A 23,902-nucleotide genomic window follows, 5' to 3' on the forward strand; every position below is an offset into this window, starting at 1 on the left:
TCGATGCGATTTTACATTATCGACGATGATGAAGCTGTTCGGTCGATGTTAGCCCAAATCATCGAAGACGAAGGTTTAGGGGAAGTTATTGGAGAAGCAGAAGATGGTTCATTAATTGATGGCGACAATCTGAACATGCTTAACATCGAAATTTTATTAATTGATTTGTTGATGCCAAATCGGGACGGATTGGAAACCATCCGGCAAATAAAATCGAATTTCGATGGAAAAATCATCATGATTTCTCAAGTAGAATCAAAAGAATTAATTGCTGAAGCCTATTCGCTAGGCAGTGAATATTATATCATTAAACCCGTCAACAGAATTGAAGTATTAACGATTCTTCAAAAAGTCATAGAAAAAATCCAATTGGAAAAATCAATACAGGATATTCACAAGTCTCTTCATGCCGTGCTTAAATTCAATCCATCACCAGGACAAGCAAATCCTATCAATAAAAAAAACATCAAAAATTCAGGTCAATTTCTATTAACGGAATTAGGGATAGCAGGCGAAAATGGCAGTAAAGATTTACTGGACATTCTGGAATATTTAGACCATAATCAACAAACTGACATTTTAAATAATCGATTTCCAACCCTTAAAGAAATTTTTATCGATTTGGCAAAAAAAAGATTGGGAACTGATGTCCCAGCCGCGGAGTTAAAGAAAGAAATTAAAGCAACCGAACAACGGGTGCGCCGGGCCATTTATCAGTCGCTGAATCATCTGGCATCCCTTGGTCTAGCCGATTTTTCGAATTGGAAGTTTGAGAATTATGCTTCAAAGTTTTTTGACTTTGCAACCGTCAGGACCAAAATGGCAGAATTAAAGAATGGCTCTGCACCATCAACATCGCTAACCCGAATTAATACGAAAAAATTTATTCAAGTCCTTTATTTTGAAGCATACCGGGTTCATTCTGAACAATAGCTTATAAGTTTAACAAAAAAACTTCACGGAATTCTTGTTTCGTGAAGTTTTTTCTTTGAGATCGATCTATTAGTAATCTTATTTATAATGACCGGATGCCCCGTAACCTTTGATCATTATTTTCACGTTGTAATGAATGGGAACCTTACTGAAGGTTTGATCCCAATCCTTTTTAACTTTTTCCCATAGTTTCGGATTTTCAATTTTTATACGGTTGCCAAAACCGGCCACGTCTACTTGATATTTCTTTTGCATTTTTTTTACTGAATCTTCGACCAATTGTTTTACGGCACTTTCGGTTGACGCTTCTGCCCTTTTAAGAAAAGAATTTTCAAACGGTGTACTGGATGTTACCCGATGCTCCATTAATATCCCTTTCGATTCAATGTTGACATCAAATGAGATGGTGTTTCCCCTTATATGTGGTGTGATTTTACTTTTTATGGTTTCAATCTCATACATAATCAGCCTTTTTGACTGTTGATCAAAACTTTTGACCACACCGCCTTTTTCTTTGCCCGCCAACCAGGTAATTCCTTCCAATTCCTTCTTATTTAAAAAACCACGCAATTTTTTTGTCTTTCCATCTATCACTGCAGCTCCGGCAAATTCCACTTGTCCATTTGTTGAAACCACGTTTTGCAATAGAAAACTGGAACCCGATTGGAGCTTGCTATCCAATTTAATAATCGAGACTGGAGGTAAAATCCTGGTTGTTCGATAAGCATTATCGACGATTCCAAACAAACGGAAGGCCGGAACTTCTCCTTCCTTCTTGGATATTAAGGAATCGCTTGCTCTCCCATTACTGACAACCACCAGACAGCTTGGGCGGAACTCATTATCCCGAAGATACAGATCAAATAACTCTTGCAAACTGAACGATCGCGCCAGTTCTTCCCCAATAACCACGACTTTCATATGTGAGGCATTTAAGGGAAGGTCCGACCGTAATGATAATTCCCGCACCTCTTGGATAAGAGAATTTCCCGTTTCAGAAAGATTCAAGTAGGAATTTTTTTGTGATTCTTCCCCTTTACTCGATGAGCTGGCGATTTCTGGCGTAATAAGTTGGTAAGTGGTAGTAATTGCATTTTCCTTTGAATCCTCTGCGTCTTTCTCATTCATCATTTTTTCGGAGTTTGAATCCTTATTTGTATCTAGGGCCATTCCTACCCCAAGACTTAACTCCTCGATTTCATGGCTGCTCCAACAGCCAGTGAGGGAAAACAGAAAAATAACAGACAGTGAACCAAAAAGAATACGAACTAAAAAGTGTTTAAACTTCATGTTGCCCTTCTCACCCATTTTGCGATGATGAGAAGGAATAGTGGCATTACACCAAATAAATACAATGCAGCATTCCCAATTACATCACCAAGCTTAAAAATATCATTTAAATTTTTAGGAATCATTGAAATAAAATAAATAACCGGTACCAATCCAATCATAAATGGATGAATGTTCTTTTTAAAAATTTGAGCCAGTCCCAGTGCAGCAGCATAGTGTGCAATTGTATAAATGGTAAACATTTGCATAATCCAAATCGCCAGCAGCAATGATTCAAATCGTTCAAAAATCAAACCCGAGATTTCAAAACTTCGCAACAGATCAAGTGTCGGCCATGTTCTTGTGACCACCTCATCCGCTGATAATGCACCAATTACAAGGACGACGGTAATGATATAAAATATTAAAGGAATCGTAATACCCACTATCACGGCTTTTACTGCTTTATTTGGCTCACTCATAAAAGCCACAAGGAACAGCATAACCTCAGGGCCAGTAAATGCAAGCGCCGTTGTTTTTACCCCTTTTAGCACTGGTATAATTCCCGCCCCCAATACGGGACGTAAATTATCGATCTCAAATATTTTGAAACTCAAAAAAATGGCGAGCAAAAAAAGGACGACCGTTATCGGTAAAATAATATCAAAATGTCGTGCAATTGGATTAATTCCGCCCATCATTAAATAAAGCCCCACCAACATGAATGGCAGGATAATGGCCCAGCTGGGAGTTCCCTCCAGTAATAAGAACTTTGTTACTTCCGTCAAGGAACGGATTTGAAAACCTGATGTGGCGAGAAAATAACCAATAACAAGTAAACCAAGAAATCCGCCGACCCACTTGCCTACAATATCCTGACTATAGAGATAAAAAGTTTTTTGCGGAAATCGCTGGCCTAACTTCGCAATAATAATTCCTGCAAGGATCGCTAGCAGCCCGCCTAACAAAACGGTGATCCATACATCAGGAGTACCCACCTTATCTACGGACGTCCTGGGCAAGGTGAGGATTCCTGTGCCAAGAATCGCGTTGATGATGATAACCGCTGCCTGGGAAGTGGTGATTTGATCTTTAGGATTTAGAATCATACCTTACTCTTCCTTTCACGATACATTATCCCTTCCGTATCTTATCTTTCGGATGATTCACTTTTGGACGTTCCTTCATCATCATAAGCGGCATGCGAAACATAAAGTCCTTCCAATCACTTAAACGATAAGGAGCCGCCGGACTCACATATGGAGTGCCAAAGCTTTTCAATTTCACTAAATGGGCGGTTAAGAAGATGAAGAATAAAATCACCCCGTACAAACCTAAAACCGCAGAAAAAAGCATGGCTACGAATCGTAGGATACGTAGCGGTATCCCTCCAGTATATTGCGGAATGGCAAACGATGAAATAGCCGTTAAAGATACGATAATGACTAAAATATTGCTCACAATCCCTGCCTGTACAGCGGCTTCACCAATAATTAATCCACCGACAATGCCCATTGCCGGACCAATTGGTTTTGGCAGACGGAGCCCGGCTTCCCTCAAAATTTCAATAGAAATTTCCATGAATAAGGCTTCAATCAATGCCGGGAATGGAACCCCTGACCTCGAACCTATAATGGAAATCGCTAACTTAGTCGGAATCATCCCTGGGTGAAACGAGATAAAAGCAATATACAGCGCTGGTGTGAAAAGAGCCAGAAGCGATGCCAGATACCGAAGTAACCGGAGCAGCGTACCGGGAATCCATCTTTCATAATAGTCTTCCGGTGATTGTAACATCATGCTAAAGGTAACCGGAACAATTAATGCAAAAGGCGTTCCATCCAGTAAAATGGATACCCGGCCTTCCATTAAAGCAGCCATTACTCGATCAGGACGCTCTGTACTCTGCACCTGGGGAAAAGGGCTTCGGTAATTATCTTCAATCAACTGCTCGACATAACCGGACTCCGGGATATGATCAAGATCAATTTTCTTTATTCGCATTTCTACCTCTTGAACTAAATCCGGGTCGACAATTCCTTTAATGTAAGCGACAACCAAATCTTTTTTTAAAGTCCTACCAACTCTAAAATTTACGAAGGTTAGATTTTCAACTTCACCGTTTCCTCGCAAAATTGAGGTATTATCCCTCAAAGACTCCGTAAATCCAACGCGGGGCCCTCGGACTAAAGCCTCGGACACTGGTTCTTCTATCGCTCTTGTTTTTAATTTTGTGGTACCTAAGACGAGCACCTCTGAAGACCCATCGATTAAAAGTGCTGCAGAGCCTGTAAGGATTTTAGCAGTTGCCACTTTTATCGAACCTATCTCTTCAATTTCACTAATGGGGATCACTTGGTTTTTTAAAAATTTATTTAATTGGTTTCCTTTTAATAGGGATAATTCATGTTTTAGTTCTGAAGAAAATTCAACCATTAAGGATGAAATAATTTGTTTATTTATGAGTTCTATATCGGATAATCCAATGACAAAAATGAGGCATGCCCCTATCCCAGTACGCCCAATGTTAAACTCCCGATAATGGACATCCCAGTTTTGACCGATTTCTTGTTTTACTAATTCCAAATTTATTGGTAAGTCATCGGTAAATCTTGGAGTAGAATCTTGAGAAACAGTATCACGTCCATAAGCCTTTTTGTCTGCAAGTCTGTTTATTTTTAGTTTTCTCATTGATTGATCACTCACTAATTGTTAATCTGCGAACCAAGATTAGATCATTTTGTATTGGTTTTGTACCATCATTTTTGTCTTTTATATAGGAATTTAAACCATTTAGTTTCCCCCCTAATATGTTTTGGTTTAGTTGCAATTGGAAATATTTGCACAAATGAGTTTGTAAAAGATGCAACCATCAGCCAACAGTTACTTACATCCTTGACCCCATATGGCCGTCAGATCGGCAAAAACTTGGAAAAAAATCGGAACGGAAGATTCAAAATTACTAAGGAGAAGAGAACTCGAAGGAATGAAAAGGATATCATGGGGTGAGTGCACAAAAGAAATGGCCGATTCCATGGAAAAACTGCTTTTGAAACATTTTACAAAAGAGTAATTACTCTAGTTTCTCCTCTACTTGTTTTATTTATTACGGTGGTTTTCTGTGGTGTTCTTCGAAGCAGTGGGATTTCTATAAAAAAACACCCACAAAAATTTATAAATAAATTTGTGAGTGTTTTACCGTTTTATATTTTGGTTCACTATGTTAGCTTTTTAAATCTCTTGGTACATATATATGGAAGAAACACTTTTATACAATTTGGAGACATTCCTAATGAGATAAAACAATTGTGTTCTCTTCCACCATTTGAATAAAATACTTCATAATTCTACTATCTTCTGTTAACTCTGGATGAAAGGAACAACCTAAAAATTGACCTTCTCGAGCTAACACAATGCGTTCTTCATGTTTTGCTAGAATTTCAACATTTTCACCGGCATCTACAATATGGGGTGCCCGGATAAAAACAGCTGGAATATCTTCCCCTACTCCATGAATGGATAGCTCTACTTCAAAACTATCTACTTGGCGTCCGAATGAATTCCTTTCAACCACTACATCCATTAACCCAAGATGGGGCGTATCATATCCGAGGATTTCTTTTGCTAATAGTATCAGACCCGCACATGTTCCAAACATCGGAATTCCTTTGTCAGCTAAAGTACGAATGGGTTCTAGTAAACCGTAACGGTCTAGCAGTTTACGCATTGTTGTACTTTCTCCGCCAGGTAATACCAGACCATTTATTTCTTTTAGATCCTCAACAGATTTAACAGAAATGGCCTCACAACCAAGCTCTTGGATTTGTCTAATATGCTCTCTGACTGCACCTTGTAATGCAAGTATCCCAATTTTTAGCATGTTACCAACCACGTTCCTGCATACGTTCGCTTACAGCTAGCGTTGAAATATCAATACCTTTCATCGGTGTCCCTAACTCTTTTGAAATTTCAGCAATCAGTTTATAGTCTTGATAATGTGTAGTTGCTTCTACAATGGCACGTGCGAATTTTTCTGGGTTATCCGATTTGAAAATACCTGATCCTACAAATACACCATCTGCTCCAAGTTCCATCATTAAAGCTGCATCGGCAGGTGTCGCTACCCCACCAGCAGCAAAATTTACAACTGGTAAGCGCCCTAATTTTTTGATTTCGAGTAATAATTCAAATGGTGCTCCTAAATTTTTTGCTTCAGTCATTAATTCATCTGTATTCATACCCACAACGCGTCTTACTTGTGCATTCACTTTTCGAATATGACGAACAGCTTCTACAATATTTCCAGTTCCCGGTTCACCTTTCGTACGTAACATGGAAGCTCCTTCTCCAATACGACGTGCAGCTTCCCCTAAATCGCGACACCCACATACAAAAGGTACGGTGTAGTCGCTTTTTAATAAATGGTATTCCTCATCAGCAGGTGTTAATACTTCACTTTCATCAATATAATCAACGCCCATTGATTCTAATACACGTGCTTCTACAATATGACCAATACGTGCTTTTGCCATTACTGGAATGGTTACAGCGTTCAATACTTCCTCTACAATACGAGGATCTGCCATACGGGCAACACCCCCAGCTTTTCGAATATCGGATGGTACCCGCTCTAAAGCCATAACAGCAACTGCACCTGCAGCCTCTGCAATTTTTGCTTGCTCGGCATTAATGACATCCATAATTACGCCGCCTTTTTGCATTTCTGCCATTCCACGTTTTACTCTCTCTGTTCCAACTTGTTTCATAAAAAAACCTCCATACATTTGATGATTCCTAGTATAATAGAAATTGACTTTATGAAAAGGTTCAATTTTTTAAAAATCAATGTGGTCAGCTGGGGGAATTGTAGATGGATATGCTTATGTTTAAATTGGATAAAAGTACAGAAAAACCCTTATATGAGCAGCTTTATATCGGTATCAAAGATGCCATTATCCATAAACAAATTGAAGTTGGAACCAAATTACCATCAAAAAAAAAATTAGCTGAATTTTTAAATATCAGTCAAACAACGATTGAAATTGCTTATTTCCAACTTATTGCAGAAGGCTATGTGGTATCTAAACCTCGAATTGGTTTTTTTGTAGAAGAGATTGATGAATTACCCTATATTGAAAAAGATCTTTTAAACATACCTGTAGAAAAGGACGAGAAGAAAATCTATCAATTTGACTTCCATCCAGGAAAAATTGATACCGATTCATTCCCATTTTCACTTTGGCGAAAATATGCAAAAAATTTATATGATAATAGTTCAAAAGAGTTTTTACAAATTGGAGACCCTCAAGGAGAATACGCATTAAGAACTGAAATTTCAAAATATCTTTTTCAATCGAGAGGGATTGTATGTAAACCAGAACAAATTGTAATTGGTTCGGGAACAGAACATCTACTTCCAATGATTTTAAGATTACTTGAAAATGATTCAAAATTTGCCCTTGAAAATCCTGGCTATTCTGCAATCCCAAAAATACAATTGGAAAATAGAGCAATTCCCATTCCGGTTGATGAAGATGGTTTAATGGTGGATGAACTTGAAAAAACAAATGCCAATGTTGTTTATATTACACCTTCCCACCAATTCCCAACGGGTGCGGTGCTATCTGCAACAAGAAGAACGCAATTATTAAACTGGGCAGCAAAAGATGAAAATCGCTACATCATTGAAGACGATTACGATAGTGAGTTCCGTTATATCGGAAAACCCATTCCTGCATTACAAGGATTAGACCAAAACAATAAAGTAATTTATATGAGCACTTTTACCAAATCATTAATGCCTTCATTACGGGTTGCTTATTTTGTATTGCCTTCAACATTACTACAAAAATATAAAGAGACATTTAGTTTTTACTCAGCAACTGTACCGAGATTTGAACAACATATATTAGCGAACTTTATGAGAGATGGTTATTTTTCAAAACACTTAAACCGGATGCGAAAAATTTATCGTAAAAAACATGAAAAATTAACTCAAATATTTGAAATGTATTATCCTGATGTAATCATCACCGGAGACCAAGCAGGAATGCACATATTAATTTCTGTCCCCCTGTCAAAAAGTGAGGATCAGTTAAAACAGATTGCAGAAAAAAACAATATTGTCATCTACCCAGTAAGCGATTATTTATTAAAGCCAATTAATTATCAATATCCAACTTTTCTATTTGGCTTTGGTAGCATTCCATTCGATCAAATTGAAAAAGGCATTCACCAATTAATGCAATGTTGGGGAATTTCAAAATCAAAAAAGCGATAGCTCAGGCGGTCAACTTGGATTATGTATGCAAGTAAATTTAACAGCCAATGGTTCTACCCATGGCTGTTATTTTGTTTTATGATTGGATTTCTTGCCATATGTTCTTCTTCAACTCTGTTCGGCAATAAGAAAAGCTGCTAAAATGACAGCTATGATTCGAGGAAAGTTGATCGGGTTCCTTTTTTAAATTTTTTCAGCAAAAATTAGTGGTTTAATTGTTTGATGAATTCTTTCATGAAGCCTGGCAGGTCAGGCCATGCATGTCCTGATACTAGATTTCCTTCTACATGGAGATGTTTGTCAATATATTTTGCCCCTGCTGCTTCCACGTCTGGTTTACAGGCAATATATGCAGTCAACTCACGGCCCTCCAAGTATTGGCGGACTGTTGTTAAAATTAAACTGGCATGGCATATGGCTGCTACTGGTTTATTCTCTTCAAAAAAGTGAGCAACAATTCTCGGAACGTTCTCATTTAACCGAATGTATTCAGGCGCTCTGCCTCCAGGGATAATTAACCCGTCATATTCTTCAGGATTGACATCTTCAAATGCGAGGTTAGCCTCTATCAGATAACCCTTGATTTCCGTATAAGTATCCCAACCGATGAAATCATGTACGACAGTTTGCAGTTTCTTCACGGATGGTGCAGCAATTTTAACATCATATCCTTCTTCAAGACAGCGAAAATATGGATAATAGACCTCTAAAGCCTCAACGGCATCCCCTGCTAAAATTAGTACTTTTTTTGACATATTCATCCCTCCATACAATATAAGCCAAGCCAACATTATTTATATATTCAAAGCTCATCCTATTATTACTCTTTACCTAATTTTGATTTCATAAATCTGTCACAACTCACCCTCCCCCACCATGTCCTTTTCAACAGTTTTTCTTTATATAGACGGTGAAAGGGTGGTGCATTTATATGCAAATCAAATCAGGTAAAATTGAAGGCTTCGAACAATATTCTCAATTCTCTTCACTTAAGGAATTTAATACCCATATGGAGATGTGGCTGGCAGTACATAAGAGGGATTTTTCAAAAGGTGAATTAGTCGGTCTAAAACGGCTGGCTCGTTTTTCTGCAAAAGTTCCTGGCATTTCGAATGCCAAAATTGGCACCGTCTTAAAAGCTATTCATGAAGAATACCATGACAATGGCATTTCTCGCTCAACCTTTAAACGGATGATCCAAAAAGCAATCAAATTAGGCATCATGATTGTCTATGAGACCGAGAGAAAAAACGGCTCACAATCGAGTAACCTTTATGTATTTAATCGCTTTCCTCAAAGTGAACCACCAATAGAGGAAAAAATGGACCACCCTAAAACTAGCAATCTTTCTAAAACAAATAATCAAGAGATAAATAAACGTAAAGAAGAACCGTCTGTTGAAATCGATCACACTTTTGTTAATGACAGAGTACCAAAACCGTTTGTTCAATTAGTAAATTACTTCTTTCCTGATGCTAAAACGATTGAGGAATTTTGGCATATGGTGAATATTGCAGCCTATCGAGGTGATCGGGAAAAGGAAAAAGATCAAGTCCTTGTGACAGCTATCGATTCATTTAAACAATTGGTTAGAAAGTTGAAAACCAAAGCCACAGTTAAGAAGCCTATAGCCTATTTCTATGGGATTCTTGAGAAAAAATTTGAGGAGCTTTATTTTGAGGAATTGTGGGAGATGGGGTTTAGACTAAAAGGACAAGATTGAACCTATTAGGGATAGAACTCAAATGATGCCATCATTTAATAATTTTCTAATCTTCCTTAAACATTGGAATTTAGTTCAGCTTCTAATTTTGAAGTATTAGAACGATTCTATCTCGAACCTTGTCCACTAAGGTAATTTCTAATTAAGAATGAAATTGCATTGATTTCATCCTTTGGATTTAAATTGATTGTCTGTTAATATAGTCTATGTTAATAAGACAATGTAAGTGTTAGGGGAATCATAATGGGAAAACTTTTTAAACTTGTCATGCTTCTGATAGGTGCTTTTGTGTTAATTTTTATCATCGTTGGGGTTGTCAATGGAATTCCACATATCTTAGATGAGAAAAATGCACCACAACAAAGTGAAAAAGCTCTGCCAAGTAAAGCAGACTACGATCAAATTCGCGTAGGGGATGTAAAGACTGGCGAAGGCGGCATGACTAAAGCCGAAGTCGAAAAAATTCTAGGGAAACCGACTGAGCAAACCCAAGGGCAATCAGGAAAATTGACAATGGAAGTATACACCTATGCCGCAAGTGCCGGTCCGAATTCGATTTTGGTAACGTTCATACATGGGCACGTCTCTGGTAAAACCCAAACAGGACTCGAATAGAATCTAAGTCATCAGAATTTCACCAGTCATATTTGCTGGTTGACCGAATATCTATAGTGTATGGGAAACGTAAGTCTTTACTTCTTCTTTGTGAGACCGGAGGATAGAAAATTCACTTAGGTTAGGAGGGCGAATGAAGATTAACCTAGAGGTTATGATTCAGTTGCTTACGCTCATAGTGATGATGATCGGACTTGCTGTCAAGGAAAAGTAAGACTTTACCACCTAGGAAAACGAGCCACATAATTGGGGCTCGTTTTCAGTTTGATTGTGGTACCATTTTTTGTCCTGAAACTAATCCCTTTTAGCTATCCGATCTCGGTCTTCAAATGTCGGAGGTTGCTCCATCCATCTTCTCTCAATCATTAAATCCATACCATCTTCTCCAAAAGCTCCTGCTTTTGTTATAAAACTGGCGTACATCGCACCAATATCCCTACGCATGGATGCAGATAAACCAGCTCCATAAGTTGCTATACCAAGATTAGAAAGAATGCCAATAATATAAAGCATCAACTGGTCCGAAAATGGCGGTATGGTTGAACCTGTAACACTTTGGTCCCATGACATTGCATTTGGGATGTCACTTTCTACAAGTACATCATGAATAGAACTCAGAAAATGTTTCGTTAAGTGTTTTCCTCTCAGGAAATAATCTCTTATTTCTTGTTCTTGAGCTACCTGCGAAAAACCCACACATGTTGCTCTTCCTATTTCATTTTGAAAAGCATTAAGCATCAAATGGGTAACTTCTATTCCCAACAAGGAACGTTTTCGACCAAACCAACCTGTTAAAAAGTTTTCTTTATTGATATAGTCAATTTTAGTTGGATAGGTCATATAAGGAATCCGCACAAAAGTGCCCTTTTCTTCCATAAGATTCACTACTTCATTGTATAGTTGCGAGGCATCATCGAAGAAATCTTTAAACATTTTTCGTACATCTTCTCTTGCAGCTGATGTTAAACCTGCAGTATGGGAAGCAATTCCAAAACGACAAATTTGCAATACATACTGCATATAAAACATATCGGAAAAAAGTTTTTGGGCTCCAGGAATAACATGTTTCTCTACCTTAAATCCTTCTGGTACTGCAATTTTCTCCTTAAGAAATAATTGCTCTGTTTCAATCATATGTTTTTTGGCAATGTTTTTCGTTTGCTCGAGTATAGGAAGAATATCCGGGTCCGAATAGGATTCCAAAAAGTGGTGCATGATACAATCCACCATACTGTCGTTAACATATGTACCCCACAAGACCGATACTTCTGCGCTTGTTAGTTTTACGCTCTCGTCCTTGCTCTCCATAACATGTCCACCATCCTTTTTCACCTATATCAACAATCTAGAACTGAAAATATATACTAGGTAATGATGTTCATTGAAGTATTAGAATTAACCGTTATGCTAAAAACTTTTCCTATACCTTTAATTTTTCAAATTGTTCACCTTGTGATAGATTTTCCTATGTAAATAATTGCTATTCAGGTTTTGATTATTGAATCTTCATTCAAAATTTTAATAGAGCTTAATACAAAAAAGTTCCCCATCCGAATTAAATTGGGAACTTAAAAATCTTTATAAATTTTCACCTGAATATAGAAGGATAAATTTCTTGTAAGTGAACTGATATTAAATTGTTATGTTCTTATCATTAATGTAATAAAAATCTGTGCTATAATTTTGACAAATTCAGATCATTACATAAAGTTTATCGAATATCATAATGGGAAAAGGTATTGGTGGATCAAATGCTATACATATGGGATATTGAAAAGATCATTGAAAATACTCTACATCAACATAATTTAGATATAAATTATGAATTTAACAATCATCTAACTGTGCCCATGAGTTATAACGTATCGACAAATACGATTAAGTTTAACTACTTACAAATTAACGGATATAAAGATAAATTGAACTTTAAAATTAAAGAGACTGATGAAAACTTTGTTAAACTTATTCTTTATCGGGTACTCGGGTACTATTTAGATTTTAAGAAAAACAAACATGATACTAGGATTCTAATGTATGGTGAAGATGATGAAATTGAACAGCTTAAATCGTTAATTGAAACAAATGCCTGGAAATTCGGAAGAACATTGGTCCCTAAACATCTGGCTGAATCTTATGAAAGAGTCCGAGAATTAGATAAAATGCTGCTACCAAGCTCTTAACCAAATCAGCTATTTAATTTTTCATCCTTTTAAAAAAATTAGAATAACACTACCCTAGACTTGTTTTCTAATTTTTTTGATATAGGATCCAGTCTCCGCTTTCAATCAACTGCATGTTTTTGGTATTCCTTTTATCTGGAAGGACATATACAAAAGCCTGATAGTTTCCACTTTTAGTATGGACCATTTGCTCCACCCGATCATAAAGATTATTTTTTCCAGATCCATGGTAGTCTTCCAACCGGTCGAGGTCAGAAAGTTGCGCGTCGTCCACTACATAAAGTTCTCCAACTACTCGACTGTCATTGGATTGCACTAAAAATGGGTACCCTTTATACGAATCAAACAGCTTTCCGTCTGTCCAACAATGACTTGCAATACAAACAGCATCCTTAAGCAGCTTATGATTACGGTCATCCTTTCTTAAGGTACCGTAAACGAAAACATAGTGCCTTTTTTCCATTCCCATCACTCCCGAGTATTTAAACCTTCTCCTACAAATACACCCATAAAACGAAAGCGGTACATCACTTTAAACCTCTTTTGATTAGGCTTTATGAAGTTTTTTTATGGAATTTACATCTATTTTTATGATTGTTAGTTTATATAATATATCTAAATATTGTTAAAAACTTTTACTCCGTTAGGGTCTACAACATTCGATGATAAGAACCCATTTATAACCGCTTCTTTAATCATAACTTCATTACCGACGTCGGAAATGATTTGATTAACGGGTCCACCAAACAACTGGGAAAGACCCTTATCTAATCCTTCGATTTTAGTTTCCAATGTTAATTTATTTATTTTTATGTTATCACTGATAGAGTCTACTACAGCTACGCACGATTGGAGTTCAATCCTAAAATGATAGGGTGTTGTTATAAAGGTCCTCCGTTCACCGCGATCAACCGCCCAATTCATGTTTTCAGCATTTTCACTAATTTTACCTTTTTCTTCCTTCGATACTAAAAAGCCAATATGATCAAACATAATTCTCTTTCCATAACCAAAAGTTATATTAACTGCCCCTTTTCTTGCTTCTATAATTCGGAAAAGAATCTTTTTTTCACGAAAATCATCCCAAGTTAATGGAGGATTAAACGTTTGAAAATCGCCCTTGTATTTTCCTAAACGTTGCGATATTCGAAATCCATTCTCTTGATAAAACTTTTCAGTTTCCTCCAGATGGGGAGTCCAAAAATGATAATGAAAAATCATTATGTCACCTCTATATTAAAACCTGTTTTTCATATACTTTCGATAAAATCAAAGGATTTCCTGCTTTGTTTCTTTACCCATTTTTATACCCATAAAAAAACTAACCGAAAAAGATTCCGATTAGTTTATATTCATTGATTTTCTTTTTACGTATTTTTTAATTTAAATTGTTTATACCATTGGCCTGCAGCCTCTACTTCTTCCAATGTTAGTTGGTGACCTCTATTTTCCCAATGAATTTCTACCTTCGCATTTGCCTTGTCAAATAAAGATTGTAGTTCAGAGGACTCTGTTGGAGAGCAGATTGGATCATTTGTTCCAGCGGCAATAAATACTGACTTCCCTGATAAATCAGGAAGTTCGATTCCTCTTCTCGGTACCATTGGATGATGGAGAATCGCACCCTTTAAGGCATTTTGATAATGAAATAATAAACTTGCCGCAATATTCGCCCCATTTGAGTAACCGATGGCAATGATATTATTTCGGTCAAAACCATACTTTTCAGCTGCTTCATCTAGAAACTCATTTAATTCTTTTGTCCGGAAAATAAGATCCTCTTCATCAAAGACACCTTCCGCTAATCTTCTAAAAAAACGGGGCATGCCATTTTCTAATACATTCCCACGGACGCTTAAGACATTCGCCTCATCATCTATTCTTCCTGCAATCGGCAACAGGTCTAACTCTGTGCCACCCGTACCATGCAGTAATAATAACGTTGGTTTAGTTGAGTCTTGCCCCTTATTGAATATATGCTTCATGATTAATCTCCCTCCAGAACGTTCATCATTGAAATGAACTATTTAGGTCTTTCGATTTCAAAAATCTCACCAATTTTGGCGTAATAATTCCCAGCCAATCTACTTACCGCAGCCAAACCCTTGGGATTAATTCTCCCTTTTTCATAAAGGTCATTTTCGATATGAAATTGCACCACTTTTCCAATGATTAAATCACATCCCGGGGAATCCGAACCTCCCAATTCAAATGAATGTTCTAAAGAACACTCCATTCTAATTTTCGCCTCCTTTACTCCCGGCACAGTAATTTTTACGCTTTCTACTGGAGTTAATTTCGCTAACTCTATTTCACTTTGATTTGGTGGAAGACTGGCAGCTGTTTTATTTACTTTTTCCACATTTTGCTCATCCACAATATGAACAACAAATTCTTTAGACTCGATGATATTTCTTGATGTATCCTTTCGTTCCCCTTGTGCACGTTGAATCGATAATGAAATCAACGGAGGATTGGATGATACAATATTAAAATAGCTAAATGGTGCTCCATTCAAAACCCCGTCTTTTGATATCGTTGTGACGAAAGCAATCGGTCGAGGTATGATGCTTCCTATTAGGAACTTATAATTATCCCGTTCAGACAATGTGGCTGGGTCAATCGAAAGCAAAGTAATCATTTCCTTTCGTAAAATCAGTTTAGTTCTCTTACTTCAAATGGTAACAATCCGCGTTTTATTGGTCCTCTATGAGGCTCATATTGTGATGGCAACATTAATTTTTCCCCCATTGTAGCTTGTGACTCATCATGCGCAAAACCTGGAGGATCGGTTGCAATTTCAAAAAGGATTTTCCCATGTTCCCTAAAATATATCGCATTAAAGTAGTTTCGATCCTGTACTGGTGTAACGCTATACCCATTTGCTTGAACGAATTGTTTCCAATCTAATTGATCCTCATCATCTTTCGCCCTCCATGCAATATGGTGTACAGTTCCCACACCCATTTGTCCTCGACCAATCGGAGTTAGTTTAAGGTCGATTATATTTCCGATTTCAGCTAAGGAGCGAAAGCGTACAAAATCCCCCTCTATTCCGATTTTTTCTAATCCTAAAACATTTTCTAACAATTCCGCTGTTTTATTTGGTTGAGAGGATAAAAGAGTGGCACCGCCAAATCCTTTTATGGCTACATCCGATGTTACTCCGCCAAAGGTCCATGTATTAGCTTCCCCTTCTTCTCTTTCTACGATTTCCAAATGAAGCCCATGTGGATCATCAAATTCCAGGTATTGCTCGCCAAAGCGTTCCATTTTCGTAAAAGAAAGCTTGAATTTTTCTAGTCTTTTTTCCCAAAATCCAAAAGCACCTGTCGGAACTACATATGAAGTTACTCCTACTTGCCCGTCTCCAATGATTCCTTGACGTGCCCCGGTCCATGGAAAAAAGGTAATAATTGTTCCTGGTTTTCCACCTTCGTTACCAAAATAAAGGTGATAAGTTTCTGGATCATCAAAATTGACCGTTTGTTTGACAAGTCGTAATCCTAAAACTCCAGCATAAAAATCTACATTTTCCTGTGGATGACCTACGATGGCTGTGATATGGTGAATCCCCATTGTTTTCTTACTCATTTTTTTCACTCCTTTTTAATGTGAAAAACGTTATGAAAAGGAACTGAATACCTACCCGAAAATACCTTGAATTTAATTATCTTGAATATGAGATAATACTAATACTTTTATACTTACGTGTCAATATGTTTTTAACTTAAGTTACATTTACCCTCTGATTACTTAAGCCATGTTTATTGCTTAGCAATAAGTAACTACTTAAAAAAAGGTTTAAGGAGTATCTTCTATATCTTTATAGTTTGAATAAGCATTAAAAATTATGGGTTTACTACATATATAACTAAAAATTGTTTAGATTCCTTAGAACTTATTTCAATTATTTAATATTAAAAAAGAGTTATTTACCACTTATTTTTTACGAAAAATGCAAATAGAATTCAAAAAGTGAGGTAATTAAATGAATTTGTTAGAATCCAAAGTTATCCAAACCAGGTTAGAAAAGGAAATATTTATAGATCAAAGCTCCAACATTGAACTAAAAATATTTCAATTTCTTGAAAACGACTTACTGTTTTATGAATTTATGGTTGGGTTAGAGTTTCTTCGTATAAGGGAAAATGAATATTATGGAACTGAAAAAAGGTATTTTGGTATTCGTTTTACAGCGGATATGCAAACTTTAATCGTATTTGAGCCAGATAAACATAGTATATTTGCCGCAAGGAACGAAAAGGAAAAGCAAGCCGTTACAGAATTAATTATTTATCTATTAACTAAATCCCCTATTTTTAAACAACTAGTAACGACCATGGTAAATAATCTCCAACATGAAAATGTAGTTTGCGAAAAGGAAAACAAAGAAGTTGATGCAAAGCAGGTCCTATTAGAACAATTCTTAAATGTACATATTCAAAATGTTAAATTTCAACTAAAACAGAAAGCTTAATTATTGCGGAAAGGTCCTTAGTAAATTGCTGGATAAATGATATATAAAAATTATTATTTGTAAAAAACACCCTTACCTTGACTATAAATAGCAGGTAAGGGTGTTTAATTTTATTTCACAATAAGTTTATTTACAGTTTTTAAAGAGCATTTTTCCAGTCAGTAGCAAATTTTTCAATTCCTTGATCCGTTAATGGATGTTTAGATAATTGCTCGATTACCTTAAATGGTATCGTTGCAATATGTGCTCCAGCCATTGCCACACGGGTTACATGGTCTGGGTGACGAACTGATGCTGCAATGATTTGAGAGTCTAAATTTTGGACACGGAATAGTTCAGCAATCCGTGAAACGAGTTGAACACCGTCTTCATTAATATCATCCAACCGGCCCAAGAATGGAGATACGTAGGTTGCCCCAGCCCGAGCTGCCAATAATGCCTGGTTTACCGAAAAAATGAGGGTAACGTTTGTTTTTACACCTTTTTTGGTAAGGTATCGACACGCCTCTAATCCCTCTAATGTCATTGGAAGTTTGATGGTAATATTTTTATCCCCGCCATTAATTTTAATGAGCTCGTTTGCTTCAGCAATCATTTGTTCAGCTGTTAAAGCGTTGGGAGTTACTTCGGCAGATACAGATTCAACTTCGGGAACAGCATTTAGGATTTCGGCGATACGATCTTCAAATTTCACTCCCTCTTTTGCTACTAATGAAGGGTTAGTTGTTACTCCAGATAGCACTCCAATTTTATATGCTTTCTTTATTTCTTCTAAGTTTGCAGTATCTATAAAAAATTTCATGATATTTAATCCTCCGATTTATATATACTTAGATATTTTTTACTCCTGAATAAGTATGTTCTTTTCTTTATTCAAAGTTATAATGATGTCAGCCATTCCAATAAATAAGCCATTATCAACGACGCCTGGAATTAGATTCAATTCCCTCTCTAGATCCGCAGGAAACTTAATAGCCTGGAATCTACAATCAAAGATATAGTTTCCATTATCAGTTCGAAAAGGGATTCCATCTTTTTCTCGTAACTGGAGACTACATCCAAGCTCTCTTATATATTTCATAGTCATGTTAAATCCAAAAGGAACAACCTCTACTGGAAGTGGAAAATTTCCTAACTTATACACCATTTTCTGTGAATCGGCTACAACTATAAAAGTTTTAGCTGCTTTTGCAATTATTTTCTCCCTTAGAAGGGCGCCGCCACCGCCTTTAATAAGGTCTAAATCATTATTCACTTCATCAGCACCATCAATAGCCACATCAATTTGATCGATTTCATTAAACGAAATTAGGGGTATTCCTACATCTATAGCCAACTTTTCTGTTTGTTTAGAAGTAGGGATTCCTTTAATAGAGAGTCCTTGTTGAACTAATTTGCCAAGTTTAGAAATGGTATAAAATACGGTTGAACCCGTTCCGAGCCCGACTACCATTCCATCTTTTACGTAATCAGCAGCTTTTTCACCAACTTTTTTTTTTCATTCAAGGACTTTTGCTCCTTTCATTTAAAGTTTTGAAGATGACAACCGTGCTTAATTTATCCACTGCCTTTTAATTTGTTCCTCCTCTATTTCTAAAATTTGTTTTTCAGATGTTTCTTTTTTAACAATTACATTTGTAAGGTAATTTACCACCTTTAAAATAAAGCTTAACTGTCACTTTCTGTCATAGGTTACACTCCTTTATAAATTTTTAGTTTAAATTTTTTTGTTTGATTCTTGTTTCTAAAATTATTACCTAATACATTTATTCAAAATTTAAATATCTCTAATTTGAGATATTTTAAAATAAAAATACATCTAAAGCATATTGACCAGGACCGACTAAAGCTATACCGATCGTAACGGCAATCAAAGTTAAGTTATATTCATAACCATTTGAGGTTGCCCATATTCCATTTGGACCGTGTACTTTCGCAATCGCCATAACCATAGTTCCAGCGATGATTATACCTGCAAGTGGAGTTAAGAGTCCTAAAGCAAATAAAATTCCTCCAATAAGTTCTGCTAATCCAGCGAAAAGTGCCATGGTTACACCCGGTTTCATACCAATGGATTCAAACCAGCCTCCTGTACCTTTTAAACCGTAACCACCGAACCAGCCAAATAATTTTTGAGCACCGTGACCAATGAATAATATACCAACTACTAAACGAATTATTAATAAACCAATATTAATCATTTCTGATTCCTCCTAAGTATCTTTATCTCGGATTCAAGATATTTATTAAAAAAATAAAATTTTATATTGTATTCTTTACTTTTTCCAATAACCGAACTAATGTCTCTGCCTCATCAGAATTTAATGAATGAAACATATCCTCAATTAACTCATGATGTTTCGGCATGATTTCCTCCATAAATTGATTTCCTTTATCCGTTAATGTCACATGAATCACACGTCGATCATTAGGACAGTCATTTCTCTTTAACAAACCTTTTTGTTCTAATTTATCTATCACATAGGTCATCGACCCACTTGAAATTAAGATGCAGTGACCAATCTGTTGGATGGTCTGTTTCCCCTTTTGGTAAAGGACCTCTAAAACTGAAAATTCCGTAATACTCAGTTTGTTTTTGGTCATTTCTTCCTTTATGCGCTCATGAATAGCTTTTGATGTTTGCATTAAGACCAGAAAGGGTAAATTCTTGCATTTTCGCTCCATTTAAATCACCTCCTAAAAATCTCGAAATTAATTATCTTGAATATGAGATAATTATAATTCTTAACATTTTTCATGTCAATACCTATTTTTATTCATGCAATGTCCCCAATTAGAAAAAAGGCAGCATAACTTATTAAAAGTCATGCCGCCCTAGTCCAATTTTCTTATTTTGAAATGGTTAATTTTCCTTTAAAGCTAAGCTTTTTTTGATAAAAAAATTGTTTGTATGCCAAAAGGAGAAAGTAGATGATTGAAATTCCTAAGACTATAATCCAGAAATCGTACATCCATTTATTCCCCCATATGCCTATGAAAGAAAAAAGCGCCGGCAAAGTTAAGGTTATCCATGATTGAATAATAGCTACTTTTCCAACAAATTTATTGATATTGATTTTTTGTGTATTGATTACAAAAAATAAAAACCATAAAAATGACCACAATAGCCATGTCAACGCATTAACCATATCATGATAATGGATAATGGATTCAATCACATAACCGAGAGCGATAATAGACACCCATAAAGAGTAGTAACCCAGCCCGCTTCCATTCATTACTTTTAACAAAGTAATTCCGACGTACAAATAGGTTAGGCCGAACAAGAAAGTGGCTGCTTTTTCATATAAAAACCAGTGATCTTGACCGGAAACTATAATTAAATAAAAAGGAGCGATGACTTGGAACGCCCCAACAAACAAATTAAAAATCCCAACGTTTTTTTCATCCGCTTTTCCAACGAGCATAATCCCATTTAAAAATAGTGCAGCACCAGATAAGAACAATCCGATTATATCCATTTTATTTTTTCCTTTTCGTTTTTTTATATTACAAGTAGAGATTGTCTATTAAATAATCAAAAGTTTTTACTTTTTAAAAAGTCGTATGACGTCCAACAAGCATTTCTTATTATACTTATACTCTATCAGAGAGTAAATCCTTTCTATATCTTAAAAAAATGGAAATTGTTTGTTTCACCACACAAATAAATTGGTTAGCACTATAACCTTTTACTTTTTTCAACAAAAATTATATGATATAAATGTGATATCACTTTTATATCACGTTGATCTTAGGGAGGGGATTGTATGACAGAAAAAACGATCTTTAAAATGAATGGTTTTGCCGCACTTGTCATTGCCATTGTGTGTATTGTTGGCGGAGTTTTATTAGTCATTAACGGTGTTTCTACACTAGAAAAAATACTTGCCATTGCAGCCGTTCTACTCGGTTTGATCATTGCGACCAGTTTAACCATTGTTCAGCCTAACGAAGCAAAAGTATTAACATTTTTCGGTACGTATCTAGGTGTGATTCGTGAACAAGGATTATGGGCAACTATTCCCTTCACGTTTAAACGACGTGTTTCCTTACGTGTGACGAACTTTAACAGCGAGAAATTAAAGGTCAACGATTTAGAGGGAAATCCGATTGAAATCGCTGCTGTTGTGGTATATAAAGTAAGGGATGCTGCCAAAGCCTTATTTGATGTAGAAAACTATGAAAAATTCATTCAAATTCAGAGTGAGACCGGGATTCGCCATATTGCCAGCACCTATGCCTATGATTCGTTTGAGTCTACTGGAAACACCTTAACACTAAGACAAAATAGCGATGAGGTTGCAGATGTCCTTATGTCTGATTTACAAAAGAGACTTGAGGTTGCCGGGGTTGATGTGATTGAAGCACGGATTATGCATCTTGCCTATTCTTCGGAAATCGCTTCAGCGATGCTTCAAAGACAGCAAGCTCAAGCTGTGTTATCTGCCCGCAAAGTGATTGTCGATGGTGCTGTAGGGCTAGTCAAAGCGGCGATTGATCAGCTGGCGGAACAAGAAATTGTTGAGCTGGATGAGGAGAAAAAGGCACAGATGGTTAATAATTTGATGGTCGCGATTGTATCTGAAAAAGGCACGCAGCCGATTATCAATACAGGAAGTATTTATTAAGGTTGTGTCGTAAATGACGAAACGAAAATCATTTCCGCTCCGCATTGATCCCAAATTATATGAAGTGTTGGAAAAATGGGCGGAAGATGAAATTAGAAGTGTGAACGCCCAAATCGAGGTAATTTTAAAAGAGGCTGCCAAAAAGGCCGGAAGATTGAAAAAAGAATAATTAATGGGTCTTTCTGATTGTATCATGGATCAGAAAGATTTTTTGTTTCTGTTCATCTTTTTACAGCTAAGAAGTTATTGAACGAACGGGCTTCTCCCTCTTAAAAAAGAGTCAATCCCAAGATATAAACACCTTTTATTGGTGATTACATATTATGCATTAATGAAAACGCCTAGGGGGGAGTCCGAATGATCATACATGTAGTGAGCGCAGGCGAGACGCTTTGGCAAATTACCAACCGCTATGCTGTAAATATGAATACAACTGTTCAATTAAATGGGTTACCCAACCCAAATCAATTACTAGTAGGACAGTCCTTAGTTATTCCAAAACCTGGGACATTCCACATCATTAAATATGGAGATACTTTATGGTCCATTTCTCAACAATATGGCGTCACGATTCAGGCGATTATTCAAGCGAACCAACTAACAAATCCAAATGTTTTATATCCGGGTACCAAACTATTTATTCCTTCTATTACACATATTGTTCAATCGGGGGAGACGTTATGGCAAATCTCCAACAGGTATGGGACATCGGTTCAGGCAATCATCAGTGAAAATCACATTCAAGACCCTAACATGATTTATCCAGGTATGCAATTGGCAATCCCAAGAAAAAAACCAACAATTGAAGTAAACGCTTATACGTATCAGTCGAACGAAACAACTGTCGATAACTTTAATGAATTTGGACATCTACTTACTTATTTTAGCCCATTTGCTTATATGATCAAGGAAGATGGGACCTTACAACCGATGAATGACCAGGTAATGGTTGATGCTGCAAAATCTAAAAATATTGTACCCATGTTAGCGGTCACAAATTTTACCTCCACACAAGCTGGATCAAATTTAGCGCATGTTGTTTTATCCAATCCAGATTTAAGAGAAAAAGTACTTACCAATGCTCTTCAAGTGATGGATACTAAGGGCTATAAAGTGTTAAACATTGATTTTGAAAATGTACAACCGGAGGACCGCGAGAATTATAATCAATTTCTACAATTGGCTGTTGACCGTCTCCATCCAAAAGGATATTTAGTATCAACTGCTCTTGCACCGAAAGTGAGTGCGACCCAAGCCGGTCTTTTATATGAAGCTCACGATTATGAGGCACATGGAAGAATTGCAGATTTTGTTGTCCTTATGACGTATGAATGGGGCTATCGACTAGGGCCTCCGCAAGCTATCTCGCCTATAAACCAAATGAGAAGAGTTGTGGAATATGCACTATCAGTGATGCCTTCTGAAAAAATCTTTTTAGGATTTCAAATTTATGCCCGGGATTGGCTACTCCCACATGTTCAGGGCCAAGAAGCTGAGACCTTTAGTCCTCAAGAAGCGGTAAGAAGAGCTGTTAAATATGGAGCTTCCATTCAATATGATACCACAGCACAATCCCCATTTTTCCGCTATGTGGATGAACAAGGCCGGGGTCATGAAGTATGGTTTGAAGATGCACGTAGTGCCCAAGCGAAGTTTGATATGGTCAAACAATATAACCTTCGTGGTGTCAGTTATTGGGCGTTAGGTTATCCTTATCCACAAAACTGGGCATTATTGAATGACAATTTTACGATAAAAAGATTAGCTTTGTAATGGTGAATCCGGGATATG

The 23,902-nt window shown here is 36.5% G+C and carries 26 protein-coding genes and 1 pseudogene; 9 read left to right on the forward strand and 18 right to left on the reverse strand.

Going from position 1 to position 23,902, the window contains the following annotated elements; all coding sequences use genetic code 11:
• Positions 1-3: 3 nt before the first annotated feature.
• Positions 4-933 carry a response regulator gene (locus ACFQZ9_RS28100; RefSeq protein ID WP_498946652.1) on the forward strand — a complete coding sequence of 310 codons (930 nt, stop codon included), beginning with the start codon at positions 4-6 and terminating at the stop codon, positions 931-933.
• 78 nt (positions 934-1,011) lie between these two features.
• On the opposite strand, the gene ACFQZ9_RS28105 is transcribed toward ACFQZ9_RS28100, so the two are convergent.
• The 5 genes from ACFQZ9_RS28105 to pdxS all read right to left on the reverse strand — a co-directional run bounded on the left by ACFQZ9_RS28105 (position 1,012) and on the right by pdxS (position 6,968).
• Positions 1,012-2,223: a Ger(x)C family spore germination protein gene (locus ACFQZ9_RS28105; RefSeq protein WP_498946653.1), complete on the reverse strand. Its 1,212-nt coding sequence runs from the start codon at positions 2,221-2,223 to the stop codon at positions 1,012-1,014.
• Entirely contained in the window at positions 2,220-3,311 is a 1,092-nt protein-coding gene (locus ACFQZ9_RS28110) for a spore germination protein (RefSeq protein WP_498946654.1), read from the reverse strand. Before ACFQZ9_RS28110 ends, ACFQZ9_RS28105 begins: the two co-directional genes overlap by 4 nt.
• A 25-nt stretch (positions 3,312-3,336) precedes the next feature.
• Entirely contained in the window at positions 3,337-4,893 is a 1,557-nt protein-coding gene (locus tag ACFQZ9_RS28115) for a spore germination protein (RefSeq protein ID WP_498946655.1), read from the reverse strand.
• 598 nt (positions 4,894-5,491) lie between these two features.
• Positions 5,492-6,082: a pyridoxal 5'-phosphate synthase glutaminase subunit PdxT gene (gene pdxT / locus ACFQZ9_RS28120; protein WP_498946656.1), complete on the reverse strand. Its 591-nt coding sequence runs from the start codon at positions 6,080-6,082 to the stop codon at positions 5,492-5,494.
• A gap of 1 nt (position 6,083) precedes the next feature.
• Positions 6,084-6,968, reverse strand: coding sequence for a pyridoxal 5'-phosphate synthase subunit PdxS (pdxS, locus tag ACFQZ9_RS28125; RefSeq protein WP_498946657.1), 885 nt, complete (start codon positions 6,966-6,968; stop codon positions 6,084-6,086).
• Between the two features lie 104 nt (positions 6,969-7,072).
• Here pdxS and pdxR point away from each other — a divergent pair, with 104 nt between their 5' ends.
• On the forward strand, positions 7,073-8,482 hold the full coding sequence (gene pdxR / locus ACFQZ9_RS28130) for an aminotransferase-like domain-containing protein (RefSeq protein WP_498946658.1): 1,410 nt from the start codon (positions 7,073-7,075) through the stop codon (positions 8,480-8,482).
• A gap of 203 nt (positions 8,483-8,685) precedes the next feature.
• Here pdxR and ACFQZ9_RS28135 read toward each other — a convergent pair whose 3' ends face one another.
• Positions 8,686-9,237 (reverse strand): DJ-1/PfpI family protein, encoded by a 552-nt coding sequence (locus tag ACFQZ9_RS28135; protein ID WP_498946659.1) that lies wholly within the window; start codon positions 9,235-9,237, stop codon positions 8,686-8,688.
• 176 nt (positions 9,238-9,413) lie between these two features.
• On the opposite strand from ACFQZ9_RS28135, the gene ACFQZ9_RS28140 reads away from it, so the two are divergent.
• Both ACFQZ9_RS28140 and ACFQZ9_RS28145 read left to right on the forward strand, forming a co-directional pair.
• The gene (locus ACFQZ9_RS28140) at positions 9,414-10,205 is read left to right on the forward strand and encodes a hypothetical protein (protein ID WP_498946660.1); all 792 of its coding nucleotides are present in this window, start codon (positions 9,414-9,416) and stop codon (positions 10,203-10,205) included.
• 243 nt (positions 10,206-10,448) lie between these two features.
• Positions 10,449-10,820: a hypothetical protein gene (locus tag ACFQZ9_RS28145; protein ID WP_198311836.1), complete on the forward strand. Its 372-nt coding sequence runs from the start codon at positions 10,449-10,451 to the stop codon at positions 10,818-10,820.
• 294 nt (positions 10,821-11,114) lie between these two features.
• Here the strand turns inward: ACFQZ9_RS28145 and ACFQZ9_RS28150 are convergent, their stop codons facing one another.
• A complete protein-coding gene (locus ACFQZ9_RS28150; RefSeq protein WP_498946661.1) occupies positions 11,115-12,128 on the reverse strand; it encodes a DUF3231 family protein in 1,014 nt (337 codons plus the stop codon).
• Positions 12,129-12,571: 443 nt separating this feature from the next.
• On the opposite strand from ACFQZ9_RS28150, the gene ACFQZ9_RS28155 reads away from it, so the two are divergent.
• The gene (locus ACFQZ9_RS28155; protein ID WP_198311840.1) at positions 12,572-13,000 is read left to right on the forward strand and encodes a hypothetical protein; all 429 of its coding nucleotides are present in this window, start codon (positions 12,572-12,574) and stop codon (positions 12,998-13,000) included.
• Between the two features lie 67 nt (positions 13,001-13,067).
• On the opposite strand, the gene ACFQZ9_RS28160 is transcribed toward ACFQZ9_RS28155, so the two are convergent.
• From ACFQZ9_RS28160 to ACFQZ9_RS28180, 5 genes are all read right to left on the reverse strand, one after another.
• Positions 13,068-13,463 carry a gamma-glutamylcyclotransferase family protein gene (locus tag ACFQZ9_RS28160; protein ID WP_498946662.1) on the reverse strand — a complete coding sequence of 132 codons (396 nt, stop codon included), beginning with the start codon at positions 13,461-13,463 and terminating at the stop codon, positions 13,068-13,070.
• Positions 13,464-13,615: 152 nt separating this feature from the next.
• Positions 13,616-14,221 carry a hypothetical protein gene (locus tag ACFQZ9_RS28165; RefSeq protein ID WP_498946663.1) on the reverse strand — a complete coding sequence of 202 codons (606 nt, stop codon included), beginning with the start codon at positions 14,219-14,221 and terminating at the stop codon, positions 13,616-13,618.
• Between the two features lie 146 nt (positions 14,222-14,367).
• Positions 14,368-14,985, reverse strand: coding sequence for an alpha/beta hydrolase (locus tag ACFQZ9_RS28170; RefSeq protein ID WP_498946664.1), 618 nt, complete (start codon positions 14,983-14,985; stop codon positions 14,368-14,370).
• 38 nt (positions 14,986-15,023) lie between these two features.
• Positions 15,024-15,632: a flavin reductase family protein gene (locus ACFQZ9_RS28175; protein ID WP_498946665.1), complete on the reverse strand. Its 609-nt coding sequence runs from the start codon at positions 15,630-15,632 to the stop codon at positions 15,024-15,026.
• A 23-nt stretch (positions 15,633-15,655) separates the two neighbouring features.
• Entirely contained in the window at positions 15,656-16,594 is a 939-nt protein-coding gene (locus tag ACFQZ9_RS28180) for a ring-cleaving dioxygenase (protein WP_498946666.1), read from the reverse strand.
• 397 nt (positions 16,595-16,991) lie between these two features.
• On the opposite strand from ACFQZ9_RS28180, the gene ACFQZ9_RS28185 reads away from it, so the two are divergent.
• A complete protein-coding gene (locus ACFQZ9_RS28185) occupies positions 16,992-17,480 on the forward strand; it encodes a hypothetical protein (RefSeq protein WP_498946668.1) in 489 nt (162 codons plus the stop codon).
• Between the two features lie 139 nt (positions 17,481-17,619).
• On the opposite strand, the gene fsa is transcribed toward ACFQZ9_RS28185, so the two are convergent.
• From fsa to ACFQZ9_RS28215, 6 genes and pseudogenes are all read right to left on the reverse strand, one after another.
• Positions 17,620-18,282, reverse strand: a complete 663-nt coding sequence (gene fsa / locus ACFQZ9_RS28190; RefSeq protein ID WP_498946669.1) for a transaldolase family protein — start codon at positions 18,280-18,282, stop codon at positions 17,620-17,622.
• 39 nt (positions 18,283-18,321) lie between these two features.
• Positions 18,322-18,978, reverse strand: a pseudogene (gene rpiA / locus ACFQZ9_RS28195) (ribose-5-phosphate isomerase RpiA); the annotation flags it as partial.
• Positions 18,979-19,032: 54 nt separating this feature from the next.
• Positions 19,033-19,134, reverse strand: coding sequence for a BA3454 family stress response protein (locus ACFQZ9_RS28200; RefSeq protein ID WP_498946670.1), 102 nt, complete (start codon positions 19,132-19,134; stop codon positions 19,033-19,035).
• A gap of 148 nt (positions 19,135-19,282) precedes the next feature.
• Positions 19,283-19,681, reverse strand: a complete 399-nt coding sequence (locus ACFQZ9_RS28205; RefSeq protein WP_498946671.1) for a DoxX family protein — start codon at positions 19,679-19,681, stop codon at positions 19,283-19,285.
• Between the two features lie 61 nt (positions 19,682-19,742).
• Complete coding sequence (locus ACFQZ9_RS28210; RefSeq protein WP_198311847.1) at positions 19,743-20,165, reverse strand: MarR family winged helix-turn-helix transcriptional regulator; 423 nt, start codon at positions 20,163-20,165, stop codon at positions 19,743-19,745.
• A 164-nt stretch (positions 20,166-20,329) separates the two neighbouring features.
• A complete protein-coding gene (locus tag ACFQZ9_RS28215) occupies positions 20,330-20,962 on the reverse strand; it encodes an AmiS/UreI family transporter (protein ID WP_498946672.1) in 633 nt (210 codons plus the stop codon).
• A gap of 288 nt (positions 20,963-21,250) precedes the next feature.
• On the opposite strand from ACFQZ9_RS28215, the gene ACFQZ9_RS28220 reads away from it, so the two are divergent.
• From ACFQZ9_RS28220 to ACFQZ9_RS28230, 3 genes are all read left to right on the forward strand, one after another.
• Positions 21,251-22,111, forward strand: coding sequence for an SPFH domain-containing protein (locus ACFQZ9_RS28220; RefSeq protein WP_498946673.1), 861 nt, complete (start codon positions 21,251-21,253; stop codon positions 22,109-22,111).
• A gap of 13 nt (positions 22,112-22,124) precedes the next feature.
• Positions 22,125-22,280, forward strand: coding sequence for a type II toxin-antitoxin system antitoxin (locus tag ACFQZ9_RS28225; RefSeq protein WP_007083705.1), 156 nt, complete (start codon positions 22,125-22,127; stop codon positions 22,278-22,280).
• A 188-nt stretch (positions 22,281-22,468) separates the two neighbouring features.
• Positions 22,469-23,884 (forward strand): glycoside hydrolase family 18 protein, encoded by a 1,416-nt coding sequence (locus ACFQZ9_RS28230; RefSeq protein WP_498946674.1) that lies wholly within the window; start codon positions 22,469-22,471, stop codon positions 23,882-23,884.
• The last annotated feature ends 18 nt before the right edge of the window (positions 23,885-23,902 follow it).

Origin of the sequence: Neobacillus sp. GCM10027624 (genome assembly GCF_042675345.1) — a bacterium.
In the GTDB taxonomy this organism is placed as follows: Bacteria; Bacillota; Bacilli; order Bacillales; family Cytobacillaceae; genus Neobacillus; species Neobacillus cucumis_D.

Bases quoted from the DNA above. Each gene is read 5' to 3' on its own strand.
- ACFQZ9_RS28215 (WP_498946672.1), bottom strand. From the start codon at position 20,962: ATGGATATAATCGGATTGTTCTTATCTGGTGCTGCACTATTTTTAAAT.
- pdxT (WP_498946656.1), bottom strand. From the start codon at position 6,082: ATGCTAAAAATTGGGATACTTGCATTACAAGGTGCAGTCAGAGAGCAT.
- ACFQZ9_RS28170 (WP_498946664.1), bottom strand. From the start codon at position 14,985: ATGAAGCATATATTCAATAAGGGGCAAGACTCAACTAAACCAACGTTA.
- ACFQZ9_RS28180 (WP_498946666.1), bottom strand. From the start codon at position 16,594: ATGAGTAAGAAAACAATGGGGATTCACCATATCACAGCCATCGTAGGT.
- fsa (WP_498946669.1), bottom strand. From the start codon at position 18,282: ATGAAATTTTTTATAGATACTGCAAACTTAGAAGAAATAAAGAAAGCA.
- ACFQZ9_RS28185 (WP_498946668.1), top strand. From the start codon at position 16,992: ATGAATTTGTTAGAATCCAAAGTTATCCAAACCAGGTTAGAAAAGGAA.
- ACFQZ9_RS28210 (WP_198311847.1), bottom strand. From the start codon at position 20,165: ATGGAGCGAAAATGCAAGAATTTACCCTTTCTGGTCTTAATGCAAACA.
- ACFQZ9_RS28220 (WP_498946673.1), top strand. From the start codon at position 21,251: ATGACAGAAAAAACGATCTTTAAAATGAATGGTTTTGCCGCACTTGTC.
- ACFQZ9_RS28110 (WP_498946654.1), bottom strand. From the start codon at position 3,311: ATGATTCTAAATCCTAAAGATCAAATCACCACTTCCCAGGCAGCGGTT.
- ACFQZ9_RS28160 (WP_498946662.1), bottom strand. From the start codon at position 13,463: ATGGAAAAAAGGCACTATGTTTTCGTTTACGGTACCTTAAGAAAGGAT.
- pdxR (WP_498946658.1), top strand. From the start codon at position 7,073: ATGGATATGCTTATGTTTAAATTGGATAAAAGTACAGAAAAACCCTTA.
- ACFQZ9_RS28165 (WP_498946663.1), bottom strand. From the start codon at position 14,221: ATGATTTTTCATTATCATTTTTGGACTCCCCATCTGGAGGAAACTGAA.
- ACFQZ9_RS28115 (WP_498946655.1), bottom strand. From the start codon at position 4,893: ATGAGAAAACTAAAAATAAACAGACTTGCAGACAAAAAGGCTTATGGA.
- ACFQZ9_RS28140 (WP_498946660.1), top strand. From the start codon at position 9,414: ATGCAAATCAAATCAGGTAAAATTGAAGGCTTCGAACAATATTCTCAA.
- ACFQZ9_RS28225 (WP_007083705.1), top strand. From the start codon at position 22,125: ATGACGAAACGAAAATCATTTCCGCTCCGCATTGATCCCAAATTATAT.
- ACFQZ9_RS28155 (WP_198311840.1), top strand. From the start codon at position 12,572: ATGCTATACATATGGGATATTGAAAAGATCATTGAAAATACTCTACAT.
- ACFQZ9_RS28205 (WP_498946671.1), bottom strand. From the start codon at position 19,681: ATGATTAATATTGGTTTATTAATAATTCGTTTAGTAGTTGGTATATTA.
- ACFQZ9_RS28105 (WP_498946653.1), bottom strand. From the start codon at position 2,223: ATGAAGTTTAAACACTTTTTAGTTCGTATTCTTTTTGGTTCACTGTCT.
- ACFQZ9_RS28230 (WP_498946674.1), top strand. From the start codon at position 22,469: ATGATCATACATGTAGTGAGCGCAGGCGAGACGCTTTGGCAAATTACC.
- pdxS (WP_498946657.1), bottom strand. From the start codon at position 6,968: ATGAAACAAGTTGGAACAGAGAGAGTAAAACGTGGAATGGCAGAAATG.
- ACFQZ9_RS28150 (WP_498946661.1), bottom strand. From the start codon at position 12,128: ATGGAGAGCAAGGACGAGAGCGTAAAACTAACAAGCGCAGAAGTATCG.
- ACFQZ9_RS28135 (WP_498946659.1), bottom strand. From the start codon at position 9,237: ATGTCAAAAAAAGTACTAATTTTAGCAGGGGATGCCGTTGAGGCTTTA.
- ACFQZ9_RS28100 (WP_498946652.1), top strand. From the start codon at position 4: ATGCGATTTTACATTATCGACGATGATGAAGCTGTTCGGTCGATGTTA.
- ACFQZ9_RS28145 (WP_198311836.1), top strand. From the start codon at position 10,449: ATGGGAAAACTTTTTAAACTTGTCATGCTTCTGATAGGTGCTTTTGTG.